22 protein-coding genes, 1 riboswitch and 1 other annotated feature are annotated in these 26994 nt (G+C 35.5%); of the genes, 1 reads left to right on the top strand and 21 read right to left on the bottom strand.

Features of this window, described 5'->3' with window-relative positions:
• Positions 1-9: 9 nt before the first annotated feature.
• The 19 genes from tig to HMPREF3270_RS04185 form a co-directional block, all read right to left on the bottom strand.
• Positions 10-1335 (bottom strand): trigger factor, encoded by a 1326-nt coding sequence (tig, locus tag HMPREF3270_RS04275; RefSeq protein ID WP_023016083.1) that lies wholly within the window; start codon positions 1333-1335, stop codon positions 10-12.
• Positions 1336-1496: 161 nt separating this feature from the next.
• On the bottom strand, positions 1497-2438 hold the full coding sequence (locus HMPREF3270_RS04270) for a hypothetical protein (protein WP_070626876.1): 942 nt from the start codon (positions 2436-2438) through the stop codon (positions 1497-1499).
• Positions 2439-2453: 15 nt separating this feature from the next.
• The gene (locus HMPREF3270_RS04265; protein WP_023016085.1) at positions 2454-3065 is read right to left on the bottom strand and encodes an NUDIX domain-containing protein; all 612 of its coding nucleotides are present in this window, start codon (positions 3063-3065) and stop codon (positions 2454-2456) included.
• Positions 3066-3197: 132 nt separating this feature from the next.
• On the bottom strand, positions 3198-3554 hold the full coding sequence (gene rplT / locus HMPREF3270_RS04260; protein WP_002481155.1) for a 50S ribosomal protein L20: 357 nt from the start codon (positions 3552-3554) through the stop codon (positions 3198-3200).
• Between the two features lie 110 nt (positions 3555-3664).
• Positions 3665-3865 (bottom strand): 50S ribosomal protein L35, encoded by a 201-nt coding sequence (gene rpmI / locus HMPREF3270_RS04255; protein WP_002481156.1) that lies wholly within the window; start codon positions 3863-3865, stop codon positions 3665-3667.
• A 31-nt stretch (positions 3866-3896) separates the two neighbouring features.
• Positions 3897-4424: a translation initiation factor IF-3 gene (gene infC / locus HMPREF3270_RS04250; protein ID WP_031262802.1), complete on the bottom strand. Its 528-nt coding sequence runs from the start codon at positions 4422-4424 to the stop codon at positions 3897-3899.
• A gap of 23 nt (positions 4425-4447) precedes the next feature.
• Positions 4448-4584 (bottom strand) — a sequence feature (ribosomal protein L20 leader region).
• Positions 4585-4648: 64 nt separating this feature from the next.
• Positions 4649-6136: an amino acid permease gene (locus HMPREF3270_RS04245; RefSeq protein WP_002481158.1), complete on the bottom strand. Its 1488-nt coding sequence runs from the start codon at positions 6134-6136 to the stop codon at positions 4649-4651.
• Positions 6137-6224: 88 nt separating this feature from the next.
• Positions 6225-6400: riboswitch (Lysine riboswitch) on the bottom strand.
• A 57-nt stretch (positions 6401-6457) separates the two neighbouring features.
• Positions 6458-8401: a threonine--tRNA ligase gene (gene thrS, locus HMPREF3270_RS04240; RefSeq protein ID WP_002481159.1), complete on the bottom strand. Its 1944-nt coding sequence runs from the start codon at positions 8399-8401 to the stop codon at positions 6458-6460.
• Between the two features lie 319 nt (positions 8402-8720).
• Positions 8721-9641 carry a primosomal protein DnaI gene (gene dnaI / locus HMPREF3270_RS04235; protein WP_002481160.1) on the bottom strand — a complete coding sequence of 307 codons (921 nt, stop codon included), beginning with the start codon at positions 9639-9641 and terminating at the stop codon, positions 8721-8723.
• 1 nt (position 9642) lies between these two features.
• Positions 9643-11073 carry a replication initiation and membrane attachment family protein gene (locus HMPREF3270_RS04230; RefSeq protein ID WP_070867175.1) on the bottom strand — a complete coding sequence of 477 codons (1431 nt, stop codon included), beginning with the start codon at positions 11071-11073 and terminating at the stop codon, positions 9643-9645.
• Positions 11073-11546, bottom strand: coding sequence for a transcriptional regulator NrdR (nrdR, locus tag HMPREF3270_RS04225; RefSeq protein ID WP_002481162.1), 474 nt, complete (start codon positions 11544-11546; stop codon positions 11073-11075). Before nrdR ends, HMPREF3270_RS04230 begins: the two co-directional genes overlap by 1 nt.
• Positions 11547-11690: 144 nt before the next feature.
• Positions 11691-12713: a glyceraldehyde-3-phosphate dehydrogenase gene (locus HMPREF3270_RS04220; protein WP_002481163.1), complete on the bottom strand. Its 1023-nt coding sequence runs from the start codon at positions 12711-12713 to the stop codon at positions 11691-11693.
• Positions 12714-12872: 159 nt separating this feature from the next.
• Positions 12873-13487 (bottom strand): dephospho-CoA kinase, encoded by a 615-nt coding sequence (gene coaE / locus HMPREF3270_RS04215; RefSeq protein ID WP_023016089.1) that lies wholly within the window; start codon positions 13485-13487, stop codon positions 12873-12875.
• 26 nt (positions 13488-13513) lie between these two features.
• Positions 13514-14386, bottom strand: a complete 873-nt coding sequence (gene mutM, locus HMPREF3270_RS04210) for a bifunctional DNA-formamidopyrimidine glycosylase/DNA-(apurinic or apyrimidinic site) lyase (RefSeq protein ID WP_070626030.1) — start codon at positions 14384-14386, stop codon at positions 13514-13516.
• A 15-nt stretch (positions 14387-14401) separates the two neighbouring features.
• A complete protein-coding gene (gene polA / locus HMPREF3270_RS04205; RefSeq protein WP_070848462.1) occupies positions 14402-17032 on the bottom strand; it encodes a DNA polymerase I in 2631 nt (876 codons plus the stop codon).
• Positions 17033-17124: 92 nt separating this feature from the next.
• Positions 17125-18843, bottom strand: coding sequence for a two-component system histidine kinase PnpS (gene pnpS / locus HMPREF3270_RS04200; protein WP_002481167.1), 1719 nt, complete (start codon positions 18841-18843; stop codon positions 17125-17127).
• Positions 18840-19556, bottom strand: coding sequence for a response regulator transcription factor (locus HMPREF3270_RS04195; protein ID WP_002481168.1), 717 nt, complete (start codon positions 19554-19556; stop codon positions 18840-18842). The genes pnpS and HMPREF3270_RS04195 overlap by 4 nt, the downstream gene beginning before the upstream one ends.
• A gap of 173 nt (positions 19557-19729) precedes the next feature.
• The gene (gene icd, locus HMPREF3270_RS04190) at positions 19730-20995 is read right to left on the bottom strand and encodes an NADP-dependent isocitrate dehydrogenase (RefSeq protein ID WP_002481169.1); all 1266 of its coding nucleotides are present in this window, start codon (positions 20993-20995) and stop codon (positions 19730-19732) included.
• Positions 20996-21057: 62 nt separating this feature from the next.
• Positions 21058-22176 (bottom strand): citrate synthase, encoded by a 1119-nt coding sequence (locus HMPREF3270_RS04185; protein ID WP_023016092.1) that lies wholly within the window; start codon positions 22174-22176, stop codon positions 21058-21060.
• A 361-nt stretch (positions 22177-22537) separates the two neighbouring features.
• On the opposite strand from HMPREF3270_RS04185, the gene HMPREF3270_RS04180 reads away from it, so the two are divergent.
• The gene (locus tag HMPREF3270_RS04180; RefSeq protein ID WP_002481171.1) at positions 22538-23899 is read left to right on the top strand and encodes an amino acid permease; all 1362 of its coding nucleotides are present in this window, start codon (positions 22538-22540) and stop codon (positions 23897-23899) included.
• A 304-nt stretch (positions 23900-24203) separates the two neighbouring features.
• Here the strand turns inward: HMPREF3270_RS04180 and pyk are convergent, their stop codons facing one another.
• Both pyk and pfkA read right to left on the bottom strand, forming a co-directional pair.
• Positions 24204-25964: a pyruvate kinase gene (pyk, locus tag HMPREF3270_RS04175; protein WP_002481172.1), complete on the bottom strand. Its 1761-nt coding sequence runs from the start codon at positions 25962-25964 to the stop codon at positions 24204-24206.
• Between the two features lie 36 nt (positions 25965-26000).
• Entirely contained in the window at positions 26001-26969 is a 969-nt protein-coding gene (pfkA, locus tag HMPREF3270_RS04170) for a 6-phosphofructokinase (RefSeq protein WP_002481173.1), read from the bottom strand.
• Positions 26970-26994 lie beyond the last annotated feature (25 nt).

The raw sequence follows: 26994 nt of genomic DNA, 5'->3' as shown, positions 1-26994 counted from the left end.
ATGAATGAATTATTTTTCTTCTTTTTCTTCTTCTTTGTTATCTTCTTTACCTTCAACAAATTTAGCATTGTCTACTAATAAATCGATAACTTTTTTAACACGTACATCACCTTTAATTAAGTCAGTGTTGCCTAATGTTTTCTTGATATCTTCAGCAGAGATACCGAATTGTGTACTCATTGCTTCTAACTCTTTATCAACATCTTCTTCAGATGCTTCTACGTCTTCAGCATTCGCAATCGCAGTTAATGTTAAGTTAGTTTTAACACGTGCTTCTGCGTCGTCTTTCATTTGTTCTCTTAATTGAGATTCATCTTGACCAGAGATTTGGAAGTAAGTTTCTAAGTTAAGACCTGATTGTTGAATACGTTGTTCGAATTCTTGCATCATACGGTTTAACTCAGTGTTAATCATAGCTTCTGGAATATCTACTTCAGCATTTTCAACTGCTTTGTTGATTGCTTCTTCTTTTTCAATATTTTCAGCATTGACTTTCTTTTCTTCTTCAAGACGTTTGCGAAGATTTTCTTTATATTCATCAACGCTATCTGCATCTGAATCTAATTCGTTCGCAATTTCATCGTCTAATTCTGGAACATTTTTGTATTTGATTTCATTGATTTTTACTTTGAATGTTGCTTCTTTACCAGCTAATTCTTCAGCGTGGTATTCTTCTGGGAATGTAACTTTAACGTCTTTTTCTTCACCAGTTTTTAAGCCAACTAATTGTTCTTCGAAACCAGGGATGAACATACCTGAACCGATTTCTAAATCGTAACCTTCAGCTTGTCCGCCTTCAAATTGTTCACCATCAACATAACCATCGAAGTCTAAGTTTACAGTATCGCCTTCTTCAACTGCACCATCTTCTTTGATTACCATTTCAGCTAAGTGACCTAAGCTGTGATCAATTTGTTCTTGTAATTCTTCGTCTGTTAATTCAGCATTTTGTCTTTCAATTTCAAGACCTTTGTATTCACCAAGTTTTACTTCTGGTTCAACTGTAACAGTAGCGTTGAATTTCAAGTCTTTACCTTTTTCGATTTGTGTTACTTCGATTTCTGGTTGATCAACTGGTTTGATACCAGTTTCTTCGATAGCTTCACCATAAGCTTCTGGTAATAAGATATCTACTGCATCTTGGTAAAGTGCTTCTACACCAAAACGTTGTTCAAAAATTTGGCGAGGAACTTTCCCTTTACGGAAACCAGGAATATTTACTTGTTTAACTACTTTCTTGAATGCTTGATCGATTGCTTGATCTACTTTTTTAGCAGGAACTGTAACTTCTAAAACGCCTTGGTTACCTTCCTTTTTTTCCCATGTTGCTGTCATGTATAAAAACCTCCATGATAATCCTTTTTTAATTTTTCAACTTTTTCATTATAGCATACGTATAAATTGGTTACAAACCTGGTGATTAGAACGTATACGCAATGTTAAAACAAACTAATTTTTCATTTTCTATCAAGGTCAATAATATCATATTACCCCAATTATTGAGTGATATTCTGTTCTATCGCATGAATCCACTTCAAAACAGGTTCACTCATATGTTTCTCTGCTGATTCTGATAGATTCAACATATCTTCTATATAATTGAAGAATGTGTCAATCCATGCGTCTACAGGTGCTTCTTGTTCGATTTCCAATGGATAAATACCAATTGCAAAACCTTGCAACATCTGTGAAATTTCACTTCGCATCTGACTGCCGAATTGGTCTTCAAATTGTTGCATCACCGCTGGAATTACCTTTTGTGTAAAAGATGCATATTCAAGTCCTGGCAGAGCTTTCGGTACGACTTTAAATTCTGCATTATTTTTAACAAAATTGATTTCGTGTTGATACTGCGCTTTTTTCAAATATTCTAAGATAATTGTTTGCACATGCGAATGAAGTCGTTCTTGATTTAAAATTTCCGCAAAAGTTTCCGCAAAGCCATATTGGCCTTCATGCATCATATCGAATAATAAATATAACTGTTGATCAATAGTCAGCGTTGTAAAGCGACTCATTTTTGAAATATAGTGCTTTTTATTTTGATTCAGCTGCATTTGTGCATCTTCTTTAATAGGAAACAACTGCATGCGTATATCATGATCTTTTACTTGATCAATAATCTGATTGAACAGGTTAACACATTCATAATATTGGCCTAACCCATGCAGACTTGTCATATAATACACCATTAAGCGATTATATGCATCGAAGCCTTGTTTCAACAAAATAATCGCTTCTTCACGCAATTCTAAGTATTGTTCCATTCTCAGAAGCATTTCACACTTCAATAAAGCCAAGTCAGTATCGAGTTCAAAATCTTTTTCATACTTCATAAAAAGATCATACATCTCATCATACTGTTCATGCTTAAAAGATGTTTTAATATCATTAATCAATTTGGATTGATTTTGTGGAAATGGGATTATGTCAGTCATTATTAACACCCGCTTCTAATTAAATGCTTGTAAGATTAATGCACTCCATGTTTCAAAATCATCGTAATTTTCAATTTTACCTTGATTCATCCATTTGATTTTAAGTGTGTCAGTTTCTTTTGCTTCTACACTATTTGAATCTACTCTGATTTTAAATACGACACCTAAATGGACTTCTCCCACTTCATTCGTATCATCGTTAATAAAACCAATGTATTCCATGTTTTGTGTTTTGCTGCTGTTAAGACCTACTTCTTCTTCTAGTTCACGTTGTGCGTTCACACGTAAGACTTCATTAATAGATTGTGCATCCATAACATCATTCATATGACCGCCGACACCAATTGATGACTGTCCATGCAGACGACTTTCACCGCCACCAGAAAGGCGTTCATATACTAATATTTCGCCCTTTTCGTTCTCTAATAAACAATATGAAATTAATTGTTTATATGTCGGATCTTCTTCCATATCACCGCGACGTTTCACTTCGTACTTGTCTAAGTTATCGAAAATCGCTTCCCCTGACGGATCATTTTTTGATAAGAAACCATTAAATGCGTCTTTTTCTTTGTTAAAAACAATTTCTCTTGGTACTACAATTATTCTTTCATCAAATTTCGACATGTGTTTCTCCTTTACTTTGGGTTTATGTACTTGTCTGTATTCTATCAAAGTTTTAAAATCAACGTAAAGTTGTATTAAAAAAACTCAATCATCAGTACGCTTATCTACCAATGATTGAGTATTGTAAATGAATTATTTTAAAGCTGCTTTAGCTTTTTCAACTAATTCGCCGAAAGCTTTGTCGTCTGAAATTGCAATTTCAGAAAGCATTTTACGGTTAATGTCGATGTCAGCTTGTTTTAAGCCGTTCATTAATTTTGAGTAGCTTAAGCCGTGGTTACGAGCTGCTGCATTGATACGAGTAATCCATAATTTACGGAAATCACGTTTTCTTTGACGACGGTCACGGAATGCGTATTGACCTGATTTCATTACTTGTTGTTTAGCTACTTTATATAAAGTATGTTTAGAGCCGAAGTAACCTTTAGCTAATTTGATTACTTTTTTACGACGCGCTCTTGTTACTGTTCCACCTTTAACACGTGGCATATTGAATTCCTCCTTGGTTATATCTATAACTCTGATTATTTTTGATTTATTTCAGGCGCTTTCTTTATTTCAAAGCTAAAGCTGACCTGTGTGTTTATCTCGTTAATAACTTATTTTTTGTAAGCTAATAATTGTGCTACACGTTTCATATCACTTTTAGAAACTAAAGCTGATTTACGTAATTGACGTTTTTGTTTAGTGCTTTTGTTTGCGAATAAGTGAGAAGTATAAGCTCTTGAACGTTTTAATTTACCTGAAGCAGTTCTTTTAACACGTTTAGCTGCTCCGCGGTGTGTTTTCATTTTAGGCATAATGAAATTCCTCCTGTAATATCTTTAAAAATTATTTTTCTGCTAGTGGTGCTAGCATAATAAACATTTGACGGCCTTCCATTTTAGGCTTTTGTTCAACTGTAGCGATATCTTTGCATTCGCCTGCAAATTTCTCTAATACACGTTGACCAATTTCCTTATGAGTGATGGCACGTCCTCTGAAACGAATTGAAACTTTACATTTATCGCCTTTAGTTAAGAATTTGCGTCCTTGTTTCAACTTAGTTTGGAAATCATGTTCCTCAATTGTTGGACTTAAACGAATTTCTTTAACATTGATAACTTTTTGTTTTTTCTTCATTTCTTTTTCTTTTTTCTGTTGCTCGAATTTGTATTTACCGTAATCCATAATACGAGCAACAGGTGGTTTAGCGTTAGGCGCTACTACGACTAAATCTAAACCAACACGATCAGCCATTTCTAATGCTTCACGTTTTTGTTTAACACCGATTTGTTCACCGTCTTGACCAATGACACGAATTTCTCTTGCGCGAATTCTATCGTTAACTTGCGTTTGATCTTTTGCTATGGTTAACACCTCCGTTATATTTACGAAATATCCCAAGTAAAAAAGAGCGGACACAGAAGTGCCCGCTCTTTTCCATAAAGTCAACGTCATCATTGTAACGTTGTTTTGGACCTGCCAACAGCCTTAAGCGTCGCTACAGGTGAGAAGCGGGAAGCTTCTACTTGGTTCGTTTCGTATTCAACGTATACAATCATATCAACATTACAAGACAAAGTCAATTAAAATTTTTAACTTTATTTAAATTGGCTCATATCCACGTCTTGACTTAAGTCAACTTGTTTCAATGGAATTTTTTTAGTTTTATATCTGATTTTATGATACAAGAAGAATGCTAAGAAAACTGGAATACCCATGTAAGTGATAATGAAGCGATTTGGATCAAAATCACCTGTTTTAATGAAATCAACATCTTGGCCGATAATAACAATCACACATAAGATACCTGCGAAAATCGGACCGAATGGGAACCATTTAGCTTTGTATTTCAATTCATGTTTATCATAATTTTGGACTTTAAATGCACGTCTGAATCGATAGTGACTGATTGCAATACCAACCCATGCGATAAAGCCTGTCATACCACTTGCTGCAACGATGTATTCATATGCATCACCGCTTAAGCGTTGTATTAAGAAGATTAATACTGTTACGGCGCCAGTTGCGATTAATGCTAAGAATGGCACACCATGCTTTGTAGTTTTACCAAATGCTGATGCTGCAAGTTTATCTTTACTCATAGAGTACAACATACGTGTTGATGCGTACATACCAGAGTTACCTGCTGATAATACTGAAGTTAAGATAACTGCGTTCATAAATGATGCCGCAAACGCTAAACCAGCATTTTTAAATACTAATGTAAATGGTGATGTCGCGATGTTATCTTCTCCGCCCATCAATGCTGGATGAGTATAAGGAATAATCATACCAATTACAAAGATAGCTAAGATATAGAATAATAAAATTCTCCAGAATACTTGTTTAATTGCTTTTGGTACAGCACGTTCAGGATTTTCTGATTCCCCTGCTGTAATACCGATTAACTCTGTTCCTTGGAATGAGAAACCAGCAATTAAGAATACACCTAAGATTGATAATAAGCTTCCGCCTAAATTACCACCTAAAATCGGGCCGTCACCAGAAGTAAATGTTTCAAATCCGATGAATTTACCGCCCATGATACCGACAATAGTAAGTAAACCGATACCAATAAAGACAATAACTGTTATTACTTTAATTAATGCAAACCAATATTCACTTTCACCATACACTCTAACTGATAATGAGTTTAAAGCGAAGATGATGATAAGGAAGAGTACACTCCATGCCCATGCAGGAATGCCTTTCATTGGATCCCAGTACTGAATCACTTGCGCTGCAATAGTTACGTCAGCTGCTACAGTGATAACCCAGTTAAACCAATAGTTCCATCCTAAAGCAAAGCCTAATGATGGGTCTACAAATCGTGTTGCGTACGTACTGAATGAACCAGATACTGGTAAGTACGTTGCCATTTCTCCTAATGATGTCATCAAGAAGAACACCATAATACCGATAACTGCGTAGGCGATTAATGCGCCGAGTGGTCCAGCATCATGAATTGCACCGCCAGATGTAACGAATAATCCTGTTCCGATACATCCCCCGATGGCGATCATGGAAATATGACGGTCTTTTAGACCTCTTTGGATGCCTGCATCCTGATTAGATTGATTGTTCATAATCGATTCCTTTCTTTAGTATAGAGGCTTGCATGAATACAAAAAATGATGGCCGCTACAGATATGCGACCATCACTTGAAATTTATCATATACGGTAGCACATCACATTATGTGACAGTCCAGTTCCTATTCGGAAACTGACCCAAAATACAACAGTTATGGCTATTGTAAATTTCGGCATCTTTGCCTTTAACTTATTCAACCTACGCTCCAATAAAGCTTCTGATAAGCAACTCATCAAAGATGCAACCTCTAACACTTTTTTAATATTTAATTAACTACATTGTAATATACCTTAATTCCAGACTGATTTCAAGGTCTTAATTTGAACGTTGTTTTTTTAGACGAATTTCATCGACTAAATTCCAGATGAATTCATCTTTTTCTACAGTTTCTTGATCTTTAGAACCGTATTTACGCACGTTCACTTCATTGTTTTCAATTTCTTTGTCTCCAATTACAAGTTGATATGGGATTTTATGCATTTGTGCTTCACGGATTTTATAACCCATTTTTTCATTACGATCATCAATTTCTACACGCACACCTTGTGATTTTAATTCATCTTGGATTTGACGTGCATAATCATAATGTAAGTCCACATTAACTGGGATGATTTCAACTTGCATTGGTGCTAACCAAGTTGGGAAAGCCCCTTTAGTTTCTTCAGTTAAGAATGCTACGAAACGTTCCATAGTTGATACCACACCACGGTGGATAACTACTGGACGGTGTTCTTCACCATCTTTACCGATATAAGCTAAGTCGAAGCGTTCTGGTAATAAGAAGTCAAGTTGAACTGTTGATAAAGTTTCTTCTTTACCCATAGCTGTTTTAACTTGAACGTCTAATTTAGGACCGTAGAATGCTGCTTCCCCTACCGCTTCTTCATACGGTAAGTTCATTTCATCTACTGCTTCTTTCAACATTGCCTCAGCTTTGTTCCACATTTCATCATCATCGAAGTATTTCTCTGTATCTTCTGGATCACGATAGCTTAAACGGAAGCTGTAGTTTTCGAAACCAAAGTCTTTGTAAACTTCTTGTACTAATTCAACTACACGTTTGAACTCTTCTTTAATTTGATCTGGGCGTACGAAGATGTGTGCGTCATTTAAAGTCATACCACGTACACGTTGTAAGCCTGATACCGCACCACTTGCTTCATAACGATGCATTGTACCTAATTCAGCAATACGAATTGGTAATTCTCTGTATGAATGTGGTTTATTTTTATAAATCATCATATGGTGTGGGCAGTTCATCGGACGTAAAACCATTTCTTCAGTTTCGTCCAATTTCATTGGTGGGAACATGTCATCTTGGTAATGATCCCAGTGTCCTGAAGTTTTATATAAGTCAACATTAGCTAAAACAGGTGTATAAACATGGTCATAGCCTAAACTAACTTCTTTATCTACGATGTAACGTTCAATTTCACGACGAATTGTTGCACCGTTTGGTAACCATAATGGTAAACCAGCGCCTACTAATTGACTGTTCATAAATAAGTCTAATTCTTTACCGATTTTACGGTGGTCACGTTCTTTACGTTCTTCAAGCATTTTTAAATGTGCTTTTAATTCTTTTTTATCAAAGAACGCTGTACCATAAATACGTTGTAACATTTTATTGTTGCTGTCACCGCGCCAATATGCACCTGCTGTAGATAATAGTTTGAACTCTTTGATTTTTGAAGTAGATGGTACGTGTACACCACGGCATAAGTCAGTGAATTCACCTTGTGTATATAGTGTCACATTTTCATCTTCAGGAATTGCATCGATTAATTCTTGTTTATACGGATCGTCTTTAAAGAAGTCTTTCGCTTCATTACGGCTGACTACTTTACGTTCAATTTTATGATTTTCATTTACAATTTGTTTCATTGTTTTTTCGATTTCAGGGAAATCATCTGAAGAAATTTTAGCATCAGTATCGAAATCATAGTAGAAACCGCCTTCAATGACAGGACCTACACCGAATTTCACGTCGCCATACAAACGTTTTAATGCTTGTGCCATTAAATGCGCTGTAGAGTGACGTAACACTTCAAGTGCTTCTTCACTGCCAGGAGTTACGATTTCAATTGATCCATCTTCTTCAAGTGGACGAGTCAAATCAACCATTTGTCCATTAAATTTACCTGCTACTGCTTTTTTTCTTAACCCAGGACTGATTGATTGTGCGATTTCTTCAGTAGTAATGCCTTTATCAAATTCAGAACTGTTGCCATCTGGAAATGTAATACTAATTTTGTCCATTCATAAACGCCTCCATTTATAATCTTCACGTAAAACAAAAAGAACCCCGCCCTATAAAGGGACGAGGTTCTCGTGATACCACCCTAGTTTAAGAAACAGAACATTCCCATGATACTGTTTCTCATCTCTGCATAAGATAACGGTCTTGAGCCGGATATTCATTACGAATATCATTTATCTAAAAGGGAGTAACATATTAGTATGTTAACTGCTTTCTCATCACCAGCAATTTTCTGTATAACAGTGAAAAACATGTCATATCCTTTAATGTTTACGTTGATTTAGATTTAATTCTATTATAACTCATTTTCAAAAAATATCAATCATCACGATAATTCTCGCCGACTAATTCATAGGGTTCTGCTAAAGATTTAATACGTTCCATAATTCTAGCAGCTTTTGTCTGTTCAGAGCCATCTCGCGTCATCGCTAAATGGTGTTCTAAAGCTTTGAAATCAAAGTTTGAGCTAAAGAATGTCGGCAACTCTTGTACCATTCTATAATGCAGTAATGGTCCGATGACTTCGTCACGCACCCATGGTGTGACTTCTTCTGCACCGATATCATCTAGCATGAGGATATTCGCTTCTCTGACCACTTGTAATTTACGTTCAAATGAACCATCTTTAAATCCATTTTTTAACGTACGGATGAATTCAGGTAGGTATACAATCGTTGAAGGAATCAGTTTGGACTTCAATTGATTGGCAATCGCACCTAAAATAAAGGATTTACCTGTACCAAAAGAACCATATAAATATAAACCTTTAACACTTTCTCCTCTTACGATTGCTTTGCATAATTCATCAGCTTTCATAGCTACATTTAAACGTTCACGATTATCCATATAAATATCTGCTAATTTAGCATCTAACGTATCTCTCTGCATATGATGTGAAGTGATTAAATGTGCTTCTCGTTGTTCTTGATCGTGTTTGATTTTGCATGGACATGGAAGGTATTTGATTTTAATTCTGTTATGTTCAATATAGAGTTCAGGTACATGACCTTTAACAAAGTTAGGACAATCTTTGAATTCATGGCCATCATAATGTTTTTGCTGGTCTTTATATTCTTGCAAAATATTCAAGTCTTCTTCAATCATCCGATTCGTTACTTCAGATTGATGTTCTTCTAGGAAGCGTTTAACGTCAGGATCATTAATTACATCTCTTTTGATTTTCTCAAATCTTTTTTGAAAATCTGGAGATGTCTGCATGATATTGCTGAAACGTTTCATATTATTCATCCTCCTTCCATGTTTCTTTTAAGTGTTGTAAAAAGGCTGCACTATCTTGCGCGAGAGATTGGTCGGTTGAAGCGGATGAACGTTTTTCACCTTTCTTACGACGTTTTTCATGTTCTCGATTCAACAGCCAATCAGGTGTAATCTCTTTCGATACAGGATTTCTTCTATTATTAAAGCGTTTTGGACCGCTTTGTTGTTGATAACTTTTAGTTTGACGTTCTTGTTCATCCTTTTTCAACTTCATCACATGATGATAGGCTTCTTCTGCAGAACTGATTTCCAATTTTTTCCAGTTTGATGCAATCTCTAATATATACTTTTTAGTCAATTTCATCCCACTGTTTAACATGGCGTATTGTAATAACATATTAATTACACCAAACGGTAATTGTTCTCGCACGATTATGTCTTCTATCATATATTTTTGTTGAGGTGTCGGTTCTGAACCAGACCACCCTGTCAACATATCAATCGGACTTAAATTATCCATTAATTTAAACCATTGTTTAAACTCTTCATCTGTTTGAGGAATAGAATTGATTTCTATTTGTGCCTCTTCTGCAGTTTCTGGTCGAACAGGTTCTGCTTGCGCCTCTAAAGACGGCAATTGATTTTCGTGTTCAATCGCATAAAACGCACGCGCTTGTTTACGCAACTCTTCAAACGAAATTTTTTGTGCACTTGTCAGCGATTTTAAAATCAAATTCTTCATCCCTTCCGGCGTTATACCATATAGCACAGCGAGTTGTGTAATGAGATGTTTCGTTTTTTCTTCTATTATTTCTGCACTGACAAAATGATTGCTTAGTAATTGATACAACAATTCGAAGTCAAAGTGAACACGGTCTAAGTTCATACCATCGTATTTTTGTGATTCTGTTATTTGATGTGTCGTATCTACCTTATCTAACGCATGATTTGGTACTTTAAAAACATCTGTAAAATTTCTTGTCACTTCATGATAATTTGATAAATCAACTTGTGTCGTTTCAAAATAACGACGTAATTCATGGAAACGTTTACCCTCAACTTCTTTATAGAGATAAACAGATAACATAGGATCATTGAAAAATGTTTTTGGTGATGGCGGATCGACTAACAAATACACAAATTGTGATTGATTTTCATCATGTTTTGCATAGGTTTTAATCAGTCCAATCGCTTCCAAACGATTCATTTCTTCTCTGAATTGACCTAGGTTTAATTTCAACTCACTCATAATCACATAATGTGTATAGTCTTTTTGTTGTTTAACCTCTGCAAACTGAGAAAGATAATGATACACACCGATGGCTGTTGTACCGATTAGTGGTGTAAACAAACGGTTCAATACTTCGAGTTGAGATGCAGAAAGATTTTGTGCTTGCAGCACTTTGAATGGATCTTGCGGACGTAATCCAAAGTCATTTTGACTCAACTTCATCAAGATTCACTCCGTTTATTCTTTTCTTGTAAGATGCCTTGCATAGATTCAAGCAATTGATCGACATCTTTAAATTCTTTATATACAGAGGCGAATCTTACATAGGATACTTGATCCACATGCATTAATAAATTCATCACATGTTCGCCAATTTCTCTTGAAGAAACCTCTGCATGGCCTTCATCTCTTAAACGCCATTCTACTTTATTTGTAATATCTTCAAGCTGTTGATAACCGACTGGTCTCTTTTCACACGAACGAACGAGCCCATTCAATATTTTGTCACGTGAAAACTGCTCACGTGTGCCATCTTTTTTCACTACGATAAGCGGACTCATTTCAATATGCTCAAATGTAGTAAAACGAGTGCCGCAATTTTCACATTCACGACGTCTGCGAATGGCATTGGCTTCATCAGCATGTCTAGAATCTATCACACGAGAATGCGTAGAATTACATTTAGGGCATTTCATTCATTTTCACCTCTTTAATTGATTACGCCTATTATACTATAAAAGTGCAAGTCACAAAAGAAAGGAAGCCAGCACATAAAAAAACCAGTTAATCAGAGCCCTACTTCTGATTAACTGGTTAAAAATTTATGACAGCAGTTTCAATTAAGCTGTTGCTTTTTCTTTTGTTTTTAACAATTCACCAATTTGAACTGCAATATCAACAACGCGGTTAGAATAACCCCATTCATTGTCGTACCATGCAATCACTTTAACTTTCTTGTCATCCATTACAAGCGTTGACATTGAATCAACGATTGCTGAGTTAGGGTTTGTGTTAAAGTCAACTGATACTAGCGGCTCATCTGAAACAGCTAATACGCCTTCTAAGTCAGCATCTTCAAATGCTTTGTTGACTTGCTCAGCTGTTACATCTTCTTTTAAGTCTACTACTAAGTCTACTAATGAAACGTTTTTAGTAGGAACACGAAGTGCCATACCATGTAATTTACCTTCTAATTCAGGTAAAACTTCTTTCAATGCTTTTGCAGCACCTGTTGAAGTTGGGATAATACTTTCGTTACAAGAACGCGCACGGCGTAAATCTTTGTGTGGGTTATCAATATTTTTTTGGTCGTTTGTAATCGCATGTACTGTAGTCATTAAACCATTTTCGATTCCAAAGTTGTCGTTTAATACTTTTGCTACTGGACCGATACAGTTTGTCGTACATGAAGCATTACTAAAGATATCGAATTCTTCAACATCTAAGCTGTCATCGTTAACGCCTTTAACAACCATTTGTACGTGACCGCCTTTTGAAGGACCTGTTAATAAGACTTTTTTAGCGCCTGCTTTAATATGTGCATCCGCTTTGTCTCCGTGATTAAATTTCCCAGTCGCTTCTATGACAATATCAATATCTAAATCTTTCCAAGGTAAATTTTCTGGATTACGATCTGAAACTAATTTAATATCATGACCATCAATACGAATACCATTTTCTGTCGGTTCTACATCACCGTCATATTTACCATGTGTTGTATCGTATTTTACTAAATGTGCAATCGTTTCTGGAGGATAACTCGCATTAATTGCCACTACATTTAAATCATCATTTTTAGAAGCAATACGCAAAACCATGCGCCCAATGCGTCCCATTCCATTAATTGCAATATTCGTTGTCATAAAAAGCACCCCTCGTTTTATATGTGTTATACTTTATGGAATCAGTATAACATATTCATGTTAAAATGAAAGCGTTTTAGCAAAATAATTAAAAAAATTACTTATCACTAATGATAAGCAATTTTTTGTATTCATGTTCAGATTAAAATCATATTCACATTAAACCTCTTCAGAACTTTGAATATAACCTTCCTCCATCAACAATGCTTCAAGGTTTTGTTTAAGCTCTAGCAACGTACCGCGATTATCAATAACACGATCTGCCATACGACGTTTTTTGTCGATAGAAATCTGACTATATACACGCGCTTTCGCTTCTTCTTGTGTTAAGTCATTACGTTCCATTAAACGTTCCACTTGAATACTTTCTGAAGCATAGACTAACCATGTTTCATCAACAGTATCTTGAAGGTTATTTTCAAATAATAATGGAATATCCATAATTACATTGAAGCCTTCTTTTAAATAAGCTTCTTTTTGTCTTTCCATTAAATCTCTCACGATAGGATGTATGATTTGGTTTAATTTCTCTCGCATTTTGTCATCATTAAATACGATTTCACCGACGTATTTGCGATTCATTTCACCATTTTCGTCTATCGCTTCATCGCCAAATACTTGGCGGACTTGTTCTAAACCTTCAGAACCTTTTTCTACCGCTTCTCTTGCCGCAATATCCGCATCCACAATTTTAAAACCATGGACTGCAAGCAATTCAGATACAGTAGATTTACCTGTTCCGATTCCGCCTGTTAAACCAATTACTTTTTGCATAATCTAATCTCCCTCGTTCAATTAATTTATTTTTGACAGTTTGGACAAAAGTGACTGTTTCTGCCACCTATCACTTCTGTCTCAATCGGTCCACCACATACAGGACAGATTTTCTTTTTATATACATTTAAATACTCCTGCATATGTCCGGTTTGACCATCTGCATGGCGATAATCAGAAATGCTGGTTCCGCCTTGTTCAATACCTAATGTTAGAACAGCCACTACTTCATCAAATACACGCTTTTGCTCTTGTTTCGTTAAAGTATTAACTTTGCGTTTTGGATGAATGCGTGCATTAAATAAAGCTTCACAAGCATAAATATTACCGCAACCTGCAATAACATGATGATCTAAGATAACTTGTTTAATCGGCTTATTCTGATACTTCGGCAATGCTAATTGTTTTTGATAGTGTGTGTATGCGTTGTCATCAAAAGGCTCTGGAGCCATCTTTTCAAATGACGTGTATGCTGTAATATCATCAACATTTTTAATTTCACCAAAGCGTCTAATATCAGAAAAGATTAATTGTTTGCCGTTACTAAGTTTGAAATTGACGTGCCAATGTTTTTGATAATTCGGTACAATAATCTCCGTTAAGTCATTGACTACGAAATAGCCACCAGTCATTCCTAAATGACTGACTAATACTCTTTTATCTTCATCTTTCTCTAAATATAAAAGAATATATTTACTTCTGCGTTCCACACGTGTAATTTTATAGCCTTCTGTACGATTTTTAAACATCGGCAAATCAATTTGTTTAATAATTGTGTCTCTACCGCTCGCTTTTCCATCGATGACTTTATCCGAGAACTCAACACTTTCAATAATTTGATTAATCACAAAGGGTTCAATCCCTCTTTTAACATGCTCTACTTCTGGTAATTCAGGCAATTTGCGACCTTCTTTCTATTTTGCATCGTACCATGTTGGACCATAGTTAGTATCAACTTGTAATGGTACTTTTAATTCAATAGCATTATCCATAATATCTTCAATAAATTCACTGAAAGCTTCTACTTCATCTTTTGGCAGTTCAAAAATCAACTCATCGTGTACTTGTAGTAATAAGTGTGCATTGAAATCTGTTTCTTTCACAGCTTTATCATAATTAACCATTGCTAGTTTGATAATATCTGCAGCACTGCCTTGAATTGGTGTATTCATAGCTGTTCTTTCTGCGAAACTGCGTTGATTAAAGTTTCTGCTTGTAATATCAGGGATATATCTGCGACGGTGTAATAATGTTTCTACATAACCTTTTGCTTTCGCATCTTTAACGATATCACTCATATATTGTTTAACGCCTGGGAAACTATCTAAATAATCATCAATAAATTTCTTCGCTGCTTTTCTCGTAATACCTAAACTTTGGCTTAAACCATAATCACTAATGCCATATACTATTCCGAAGTTTACAGCTTTAGCTTGTCGACGCATTAAACCATCTACTTCGTCTGCTTCTACACCAAAGACTTTCATGGCTGTAGCTGTATGAATGTCTCTTCCTTCTCTGAAGGCATTCATCATGCTTTCATCTTGCGTAATATGAGCAAGTACGCGTAATTCAATTTGAGAATAGTCCGCTGAAAGAATAACGTTATCCGCTTCTGCAGGTTTAAAGGCCTTTCTAATGCGGCGACCTTCTTCTAAACGTACAGGAATATTTTGCAAGTTAGGATCGACAGATGACAGACGTCCTGTTTGTGCAAGTGTTTGGTTAAAGTGTGTATGAATGCGATTATCATCTTGTATCACTTTTTGTAAGCCTTCTACATAAGTAGATTGTAATTTAGATAACTGGCGATATTCTAAAATATCTTCGATAATCGGATGTTCGCCTTGTAGTTGTTCTAAAACATCTACTGCAGTTGAGTAACCCGTTTTCGTTTTCTTGATAACTGGTAACTTCAAGTTTTCGAATAATACGACACCCAATTGTTTCGGTGAATTAATATTGAATTCCTCACCTGCTGCTTCATGAATACGAGCAATTAAAGTATCAAGCTTACCTTGAATTTCTCTTTCCATTTCTTTTAGCTCTTCAATATCCGTGTAAATGCCCATTTCTTCCATTTGTCCTAAAATGCGCGCAAGCGGCAATTCTAAGTCATTGAATAAATCTAATTGATTGTACTCTTTCAATGCATCAATCATTACAGGTGTGCTCGCATCAATCGCATCCAAAATCGAAGCAATATAAGGATTCAACACATCATCTTCTGGCACTTGTCGTTTTTTGCCTTTACCAAAAACGTGTACTGCTTCAGGTACATAACCTTGGCCATAATCGACAACTACTGAATGAACATCATCAATTGAGCGAGATGGATTTAAAATGTAGCTTGCTAACATGATATCAAACGTAATATTTTTAATATCGATATTCATGCGATGTGCTTCTGCATATGTTTTTTTCGCATCATAGACATACTTTTCTGTTTGTTCGTCTTCTAACCATTTTATTAACTCAGGATAATTTTGAATCTCATCCGCATTAATCACCACAAAGTGTTCATCTGCTTTAAAGCCGAATTTCAAAATAGCTGCAGTGAGATAGTCACCTTCATCTACTTCAAAGTGAAGCGCTGCTTGTTTTAATTGATCAAAGTCAATTGCGTTGAAATCTGTTTCAATATCATATGTTCGATCAGATTCAGTTTCAGTATCGGCATCAACATCGATTTGGTTCAACATTTGTTTAAAATCAAGTTCTTTAAACAGTTCAATTTTTTGTGTTTGATCCACTTCATCAGGCAACTTCGTTTCTTCAAGTGTAACTTCAATTGGACTTTCTCTATTAATCGTTGCTAACTCTTTACTCATCAACGCATCATCATGACCGTTTTCAAGTTTTTCTTTTAACTTTTTACCAGAAACTTCATCTAAATGATTATAAAGGTTTTCAACTGAATCAAATTGATTTAAAAGTTTAATAGCAGTTTTTTCACCGACACCCGCGATACCTGGGATATTATCTGAGCTATCTCCCATTAAACCTTTCATATCAATAATCTGTGACGGTGTTAAACCATTATATTTTTCCGCGATGAATGAAGGTGTGTAATGGTCAACATCTGTCACACCTTTTTTCGTATAGTATATTGTTACGTTATCAGAAGCGAGTTGTGTTAAGTCTCGGTCACCCGTTACAATTATTGTTTCAAAACCTGCTTTATCTGCAGCTTGACTTAACGTTCCGATAATATCATCCGCTTCATAATTTTCTAGTTCATAATGCTTAATATGATATGCATCCAATAATTGTCTGATTAACGGAAATTGTTCACTTAATTCTGGTGGCGTCTTTTGTCTGCCGCCTTTATATTCTTTAAATGTTTGATGTCTGAATGTCGTTTTTCCAGCATCAAATGCGACTAAGAAATGGGTTGGTTTTTCTTCTTTGATAATTTTTTCTAATAACATCGCAAATCCATAAGTGGCATTTGTATGAATTCCTGCACGATTCGTTAAAAGAGGCAATGCATAAAATGCTCGGAAACTTAAACTATTCCCATCAATTAACACTAATTTTTCCACACTATAACCTCCAGAATTGATTTGTTTCTATTTTATCATATGTGACATAGCCACTCATAAAAATAGCGCCGGAATTCCATCCGGCGCATATATTAAGATAACTTAATTGATTTATTTTTATTATCGAAAAATATCACTTTAAACGTTGTACCTACGCCAACTTGACTGTCTATTTGAATACGTCCGTGATAAGCTTCGACAATATGTTTCGTAATAGACAAACCAAGTCCTGTACCGCCTGAATCACGGCTTCTAGCTTTATCTACACGATAAAAACGTTCAAAGATATGTTTTTGATCTTCTGGAGCGATTCCAATCCCAAAATCTTCGACCTCTAAGACACGTTTTTCTCCATCTTTATAGACACGCACATGAATACGACTATCTTGAGGTGAATAGTTAATCGCATTGCTGACGATGTTCACCACAACCTGAGCAATTTTCGATGTTTCGGCATCGATAATCACGTAATCTTCAATATCCGTTTCCAACGTAATATTTTTCTTTTTACCATTTGTATATAAAGTTTTTACGGTGTTTCTCGTTACATCAGATAAATCCACAGGTTCTGTTTCAATTTCTTTTTGTTGTTCAATATGTGATAAGTCTAATAAATCTTCGACTAATGACTCAATACGATTAGACTCCTTCAAAATAATATTTAAGAATTCATCCAACGTCGTTTCATCATTCTTCGCCCCATCAATTAAAGTTTCCGCAAATCCTTTAATTGAAGTGATAGGTGTTTTCAGCTCATGTGAGACATTTGCGACAAATTCACGACGCAAATTCTCTAATTTCTTCAAGCTGGTAATATCGTGAAGAACGACAACCATCCCTTGCATTCTTTTCTTTTTACGAGATAAAATCGGCACACAGACGGTATCAAAATAACGTTCGTGAACATTATTCAAATATACTTTGACTTGTTCATTCATCGTTTTCTCAGTTTTAAAGGCATCGATAATCAATGTATTCAATTTACCTTTGATCACACGATTGTAATTTTGATTCACGACATTTGTTTCAGGATTAAACATTTCATAATATGCTGTATTCGCGATAACAATTTTACCGTATTTATCAATCATTAAAACTGAACTTGGTATATTTTCAAGTGTTGTTTTCAAACGATTTGATTGAATTTTTTGTTCGTTATACATTTTTTGTAAACGACGTGCTAATTCATTCGTTGTTACGAATAAGTCTCGCGTTTCTTTCACATTGCTTTCAGGTACTCTGATATGATAGTGCCCTTGTGCTAAGAGTTTCGTCGCATAAGTTACATCATTAATCGGTCTGATATATGTGCGGTTAATGTTTCTAACAATTAAGAAGACTAAGGCAATAATGAATAAACCAATGATCGCAATATATTTCCAAGCTTCAAATTGTAGTTGTGTAATTTCATTATCGTAACCTGTAATTATAATAAAATGATCATTACTAATATATTTATAAGTAAATCTACGATTGTCATGATGCGTATCATAAAGCAGATTAGATGGATTTCCAACTACATTGATGTTTGGATTTGCGGGAACTTTTTTATCTGATTTAAATAATGTTTTACCTCCATCATTGCTATGTATGGATATTGTAAAATTATTTAAGTGTGCGTATTCTTTTAAAGCCTCTTCATGATGTGCTTTGTATGTCTTGTTGATACGCTCAGCATCATGCTTCAAGTTTTCAGCATCTCTCGATGAAATCGTTGTATAAATCGCATGATTGATTAGTAAACCTAAAGCAACAAGACAAGAGATAATCAAGATGGCTAACGTCAGCAGTAATCTTGTGTAAAACTTCAATTTGCAGATTTTGGTCTTTCTAGTTTATAGCCTAATCCACGAACAGTTTTAATAAGCTTCGGCTGCTTAGGGTTTTCCTCTAATTTATCTCTTAAATGACTGATATGCACATCAACAATTCTTGAATCACCAGTAAATTCATAATTCCATACAGAGTTCAACATGTGCTCTCTTGTAATAACACGACCTTGGCGCTCGATTAAATAAAGAAGTAACTCAAATTCTTTAGGGGTCAATTCTAACAGTTCATTATTTTTATATACTTCAAAGTATTCAGGTCTGATTTTGATTGAACCGATGATTACATCTTCACTATCTGTTTCTTCTTCTTTTTGACTGTGAACTTGTTTAGATCTGCGTAAAATAGCTTTTACGCGTGCTACAACTTCTCTTGGTGAGAATGGCTTAGTCATATAGTCATCTGCACCGAGTTCCAAGCCTAATACGCGATCAAACTCGTCATCTTTGGCAGTCAACATTAAGATAGGAACAAGATTTCGGTCTGAACGAATCGTTTTACAAACTTCAATGCCATCCAACTTCGGCAACATTACGTCTAATACGACTAAATCTGGTTGTACGGCATTCAGTTTTTGAAGTGCTTCTTCACCGTCATAAGCAACTTCTACTAAATAACCTGCTGTTTCTAAATTGTATTTCAGCAAAGTTACAATGGATTGTTCATCATCGACTACTAAAATTTTTTGTGTCATAGTCTTACCCCCTGTGTATTTTTCATCTTAATTATAACTTATATTTTCAAAAAGATAACATACTACGAAACATCTTTACATAAACTTAACATTCACTTAACAAGTTCAATCATTCAAAAAAATAAAGCTATACCGCCCCTATCAGAGCAGTATAGCTTGAAATCAATTAAGTCTTATAGATTTTTGATTAACTCGTCAGCGAACTCAGAAGTTTTTACTTCTTTAGCGCCATCCATCATACGTGCGAAGTCATACGTTACAACTTTAGATGCAATTGTTTTTTCAATTGAATCTGTAATTAAGTCAGCAGCTTCTTGCCAACCTAAGTGTTCTAACATTAATACTGCACTTAATAATTCTGATGATGGGTTTACTTTATCTTGGTCTGCATATTTAGGTGCAGTACCGTGAGTTGCTTCAAAGATAGCGTGGCCAGTATCATAGTTGATGTTTGCACCAGGTGCAATTCCGATACCGCCGACTTGTGCTGCTAATGCGTCAGAAATGTAGTCACCATTTAAGTTCATAGTCGCTACTACATCATACTCAGCAGGGCGCGTTAAGATTTGTTGTAAGAAGATATCAGCAATTGAGTCTTTGATAATGATTTTACCATCTGCAACTGCTTGATCTTGGATTTTGTCCGCTTCTTCTTTACCTTTTTCATCTACTAAGCGATCATGTTGTTGCCAAGTGAATACTTTATCACCGAATTCACTTTCAGCTAAATCATAACCCCATTGTTTGAATGCACCTTCAGTAAATTTCATGATATTACCTTTGTGCACTAATGTAACTGATTTACGATTGTTATCAATCGCATATTGGATAGCTGAGCGTACTAAACGTTCAGTACCTTCTTTAGATACAGGTTTTACACCGATACCAGAAGTTTCAGGGAAACGAATGTTTTTAGCACCCATTTCATCTTGTAAGAAATCGATTAATTTCTTAGCTTCTGGCGTACCTTCTTTAAATTCGATACCTGCATAGATGTCTTCAGTATTTTCACGGAAGATAACCATGTCAGTGTCTTCTGGACGCTTAACAGGAGATGGAACACCTTTGAACCAACGTACTGGACGTAAGCAAGCATATAAGTCTAATGTTTGACGTAATGCTACGTTTAATGAACGAATACCGCCACCGATTGGTGTAGTTAAAGGTCCTTTGATTGCGATTAAATATTCTTCAATCGTATCTAAAGTTTCTTGTGGTAACCATTCGCCAGTTTCATCATATGCTTTTTGACCAGCTAAGATTTCTTTCCATTCGATTTTTTTCTCGCCATTATAAGCTTTTTCAACCGCTGCATCTAATACACGGCTTGCTGCTCTCCAGATATCTGGTCCAATACCATCACCGATGATAAATGGAATAATAGGATTATTCGGTACTAATAAACCGTCTTCTTGTTTAACAATTTTTTCTGGTGCCATTCTAAATTCCTCCGTTAATATAAATTTTGTGATTAATGATTCAAGAATGTCGCTGTTAAAAATTAGCGCTCTTCAATTGGTAAATACTTACGATTTGTTTCACCGATATATTGAGCACGTGGTCTCATAATACGATTATCTCTATATTGTTCGAAAATATGTGCTAACCAACCTGCAGAACGACTGACTGCGAAAATTGGAGTAAATAAATCATGTGGAATATCCATGCTGTGATAAACAGTCGCACTATAGAAGTCAACGTTAGCAATAATGCCTGTACGTTCTTTCATTAAGTCTTCAATCGCTACTGAGATATCATATAAATGTTTTTGACCTGTCTCATCCGTAATTTTTTTACTCATTGTTTTTAAATATTTCGCACGTGGATCTCCGTCTTTATAAACACGGTGTCCAAAGCCCATGATTTTCTCTTTGTTTTTCAATTTATTATCAATATATGGTTCAACTTCATCCACTGAATGAATTTCAGATAACATGTTCATAACACGTTCGTTTGCTCCACCGTGTAAAGGCCCTTTTAATGAACCTACAGCTGCAACAATACCTGAATACATATCTGATAAAGATGATACTGCACAACGTGCTGTAAATGCTGATGCATTCAATTCATGATCAGCATGCAATACCAATGCTTTGTTAAATGCTTCAACTTCAATGTCTGTTGGCTCTTCACCACGTAACATGTATAAGAAGTTAGCTGCATAGCATAAGCCTTGTTTAGGATAAACTGGCTCTTTTCCTTGTCTTACACGTTCAAATGACGTCACAAGTGATGCCATTTTTGCTTGGATTCTAATTGCACGTTCTAATTTTTCTTCATCCGTTTCTGACTCTGCATTTTCATCAAAGTGTGCAATATAAGAAACTGAAGTTCTTAATGCTGTCATTGGATGAACGTCGTCTGTTGCATAATCTTCGAAATGCTCATAAACTTTTTGGTCTAGTTTTGCATACTCATATAATTTTTCTTGCAACTTGTTCAATTCGTCTTTCGTCGGAAGTCTGTAATTCCATAGTAAGAATACAACTTCTTCAAATAATGCGTTTTCTGCTAAATCATCGATGTCATAACCAGCATATGTCAATTGGCTATCGATAATTGAGCTTACCTTTGTTTCAGCTGCAATTACCCCTTCTAAACCTTTATGCAATTCTGCCATATTAATTTCCCCTTTTCTATAACAAATTGAAATGGCTTTCATTTAGTATTATATCCAATATTAACGGTTTTGTGAACAATTTCGAAACTTTGTATAAAGCGGTTACATTGCTCAAACAGCTAAAACACCCTGTTCAGACCATATCTCATTGCCTTTATTGGTATTATATTACATTTTTATAGTTTTAAGTAACGAAAACCCATGCAAATTAACCGATTATTTTTAATTTATTATCATTCATCATAACTTAAATTCATTGATAATTGCATGAAAATTCTCAATATTTTTAAAAACCATTTGTCATATTCTATGGATATGTGCATAATATTATTAAGGTGCAAAAAGGGAGTTGAATTAATTTATGTCAAACAATTTACAAAGAGAATTAAGCAATCGGCACATACAGTTAATCGCAATTGGCGGTGCGATCGGTACTGGATTGTTCTTAGGGGCAGGACAAACGATTGCGATGACGGGACCTTCGATTTTATTAACATACATCATTATTGGTTTAATGTTGTTTATGTTTATGAGGGGTTTAGGGGAAATCTTAATTACAAATACAAAATTTAAATCATTCGCAGATGTGACAAATGAATATATCGGACCCTTTGCTGGGTTTGTGACAGGTTGGACATATTGGTTATGTTGGATTATCACAGGGATGGCAGAAGTTACAGCCGTAGCGAAGTATGTCAGTTTCTGGTGGCCTGAAATTCCTAACTGGGTCAGCGCTTTAGTCTGTGTACTTGTTTTAATGGCATTCAACTTATTAAGCGCAAAACTTTTCGGAGAATTAGAATTCTGGTTCGCAATTATCAAAGTTACGACAATCATCGTGTTAATCGTTGTCGGATTAGGTATGATATTTGTTGCTTATGAAACTAAATTCGGTCATGCGAGTATCACACACCTTTATGACCATGGTATTTTCCCTAAAGGTGTATCAGGTTTCTTCATGTCTTTCCAAATGGCACTCTTCTCATTCGTAGGGATTGAGTTGATTGGTGTAACAGCTGGTGAAACAAAAGACCCTGAAAAGATTATTCCTAAAGCAATCAACAGTGTACCTGTACGTATCTTACTATTCTATGTAGGATCACTTGCAGTAATTATGTCAATCATTCCTTGGTATAAAGTAGATCCTTCTGACAGTCCATTCGTAAGATTGTTCGCGTTAGTCGGAATACCTTTCGCAGCAGGTATCATCAACTTTGTTGTACTGACAGCTGCTGCATCATCTTGTAACAGTGGTATTTTCTCAAACAGCCGTATGTTATTCGGTTTATCAAGACAAGAACAAGCACCACCTGTTTTCAACAAAACAAATAAAAATGGTGTACCGCACATTGCGATCTTTGTTTCATGTGCATTATTACTTATCGCAGCATTATTGAACTATATTTTCCCAGATGCAACATTAGTATTCACATATGTAACAACAGTATCAACAGTTTTATTCTTAGTAGTTTGGGCATTGATTATCGTTGCTTATATTAACTATCATAAACGCAATCCAAAAGCACACAAAAATTCAATTTATAAATTGCCAGGTGGACGTTTCTCAGGATACATGATTTTATTTTTCTTCATCTTTGTATTCGCATTGCTATTCGTCAACCCGGTAACAAGAACTGCAGTATTTTTATCTCCAATCTGGTTTATCCTTTTAGGATTAATGTACTGGAGATACACACAACAACTTAAGAAACATCAATCATAAAAATTAAAAATACGCACCCTAACAAAATGCGTTTACTCACTTTTAGAGTAAGCGCATTTTGCTTTGTCTAAAACCTATCCTCTCCTATCCCCTATATGAGCCCCATAGATTAACAACACTCTCTTTATTATAAATACATATCTGATGTTATATCATGCTTAAAACAATGCATAGACTGCTTTTAAATGCTACATGAATTATAAGGTGATACATTCACTTTCTACATCAATATAAAAAAACTGTCTGCTCCAGAGGAACAGACAGCTTGTCTATTTAAAGTTTAATATTGATACTTTAGAGATGATTAAAGTACGTTTGCATAACCGTCATATACACGGCCTGTGTTTGCATCAACTGTGATTGTAACATCATCAGCGATTAATTTAGTTGCGTTTTTAGCACCAACGATTGTTGGGATACCTTGTTCTAAACCGATGATCGCACTTGGTGATGTGATACCAGCTTCTTCAGCAACTAAACCAGCAGCTTGTTCTACATAAGGTACGAATGTTTCATCTGTAGAATGAGTAACGATTACTGAGTTTGAAAGATCTCTGCCTTCTAATTCAGATGCTTCGTTTACAACTACTGCGTTACCTACTACTGAATTACGTCCAACACCTTGACCTTTAACAAGTTCGTCACCAACTAAGTGTAATTTCATCATGTTAGTTGTACCTTTTTCACCAGTTGGAACACCAGCAGTGATGATTAATAAATCCCCATTTTGAACGCGGCCAGTTTCGATTGCTGTTGCTACTGCATTGTTAAGTAATGCGTCAGTAGTTTTGCGTCCTTTTTTAACAACTGGGAATACGCCCCATACTAATGCTAATTGACGAGCTGTTTCTGGGTTTGGTGTTACAGCGATAATGTCTGAATGTGGACGGAATTTAGAGATAGTTCTTGCAGTTGAACCACTTTCAGTTGCAGCAACGATTGCTTTAACTTTTAAGTTAAGGGCAGTATGTGCTACAGAAACACCAATTGCATTTACTAAGTTAGTTTCTTCTAATTTAGTACGGTCATTTAATAATTTTTTGTAGTTTTGAGCGGCTTCAGCTGCAACTGCAATGTTTCTCATTGCTTTAACAGCTTCTTCAGGATATAAACCTGCAGCAGTTTCACCAGATAACATAACTGCATCTGTACCATCATAGATAGCGTTAGCTACGTCACTTGCTTCGGCTCTTGTTGCACGTGGGTTACGTTGCATAGAGTCTAACATTTGAGTTGCTGTGATAACTGGTTTACCTAATTTGTTACATTGTCTGATAAGGTCTTTTTGGATTACAGGTACATTTTCAGGTGGAATTTCAACACCCATGTCACCACGAGCTACCATTAAACCATCAGAAACTTCAAGGATTTCTTTAATGTTGTCGATACCTTCTTGGTTTTCGATTTTAGGAAGAATTTGAATGTTAGTATTACGTTCTTCTTCTAAAATTTTACGGATATCTAATACGTCACTTGGACGACGTACAAAGCTTGCTGCGATTAAGTCGATGTTTTGATCGATACCGAAGCGGATATCATCAGCATCTTTATCAGTAATACCAGGTAAGTTAACTTTAACGTTTGGTAAGTTAACACCTTTTTTATTTTTAATTTCACCTGAGTTGAGGACTTCACATAAAACTTCGCCTTTATCTTTATTGATTTCTTTAACTTCTAATTCTACTAAACCATCGTCTAATAGAATATAAGAACCAATTTCAATGTCGTTGATTAAATCTGCATATGTTACAGAAAATTTCTCAGCTGTACCTAAAACTTCTTCCATGCTTACGATAACTTCTTTACCTTTTTCTAAGAAAATCACACCGTCTTTCATGTTGTGTGTTCTGATTTCAGGTCCTTTTGTATCAAGCATGATTGCAATAGTTTTGTCTAAACGTTGTGCAACTTCTCTGATGCGGTCAATACGAACTTTGTGTTCAGCGTGATCACCGTGTGAGAAGTTCAAACGGGCAACGTTCATGCCAGCGTTCATTAATTTTTCTAACATTTCTTCAGATTCTGATGCAGGTCCAATCGTACAAACGATTTTAGTTTTTCTCATTATAAAAGCCTCCTAAAAATTTCACTAAATCTATCATTAAATTGATAATTCTTGTGCTAACTCATACATATCAAAATTAAACTTACTACCTTTATTACTGAAGATATCATCAAATGGTGTTTGAGTTAATTCATTTTGTTTAATGCCAACTCCCAATGCTGTTTTACCTTCAATTAATAATTCTACGGCATGACCGCCAAGTCTTGATGCCAACACTCTGTCTTGACCAGTTGGGCTACCGCCACGTTGGATATGACCGAGTACAGAAACACGTCCATCTACATGGATGTATTTTGCTAATTCTTCTGCACAATCTTGTCCTGACATAACACCTTCAGCTACCATAACGATAGAATGTTTTTTACCTCTTTTAATACCGGCTTCTATTTTTTCTGCGATATCTTTGATATCTGTTTTTACTTCTGGAACGAGGATTGTTTCTGCACCGACAGCTAAACCAGCCCACAATGCAAGGTCACCACAATCACGGCCCATAACTTCAATAATAAATGTTCTCGCGTGACTTGAAGCAGTGTCTCTGATTTTATCGACAGAATCAATAATTGTATTGAGTGCTGTGTCAAAACCAATTGTGAAGTCTGTACCTGGAATATCATTATCGATTGTTCCCGGAATACCGATAGTTTGAATTTCAGGGCATTCTTCACTGATACGTTGAGCACCACGATAACTTCCGTCGCCGCCGATTACAACTAATCCATCAATACCATGACTTCTTAAGTTTTCAATTGCTTTGGCACGTACTTCTTTGTCCTTAAATTCTGGGCAACGTGCAGAGTAAAGGAATGTACCTCCTCTTTGAATTGTATCTCCCACTGATCCTAGTTCAAGCTTTTTAAGATCATCATTTATCAATCCGAGGTAGCCTTGGTACACACCGTAAACTTCAATCCCATTATAAATGGCAGTACGCACAACTGCTCGAACAGCAGCGTTCATTCCCGGAGCGTCTCCACCACTAGTCAAAACTGCAATTTTTTTCATGACAACTGACCTTCCTAACTTGTAT

The organism is Staphylococcus sp. HMSC65H10, from assembly GCF_001839185.1.
Lineage (GTDB): Bacteria > Bacillota > Bacilli > Staphylococcales > Staphylococcaceae > Staphylococcus > Staphylococcus simulans.
This window is presented reverse-complemented; position numbering and strand designations above follow the sequence as displayed.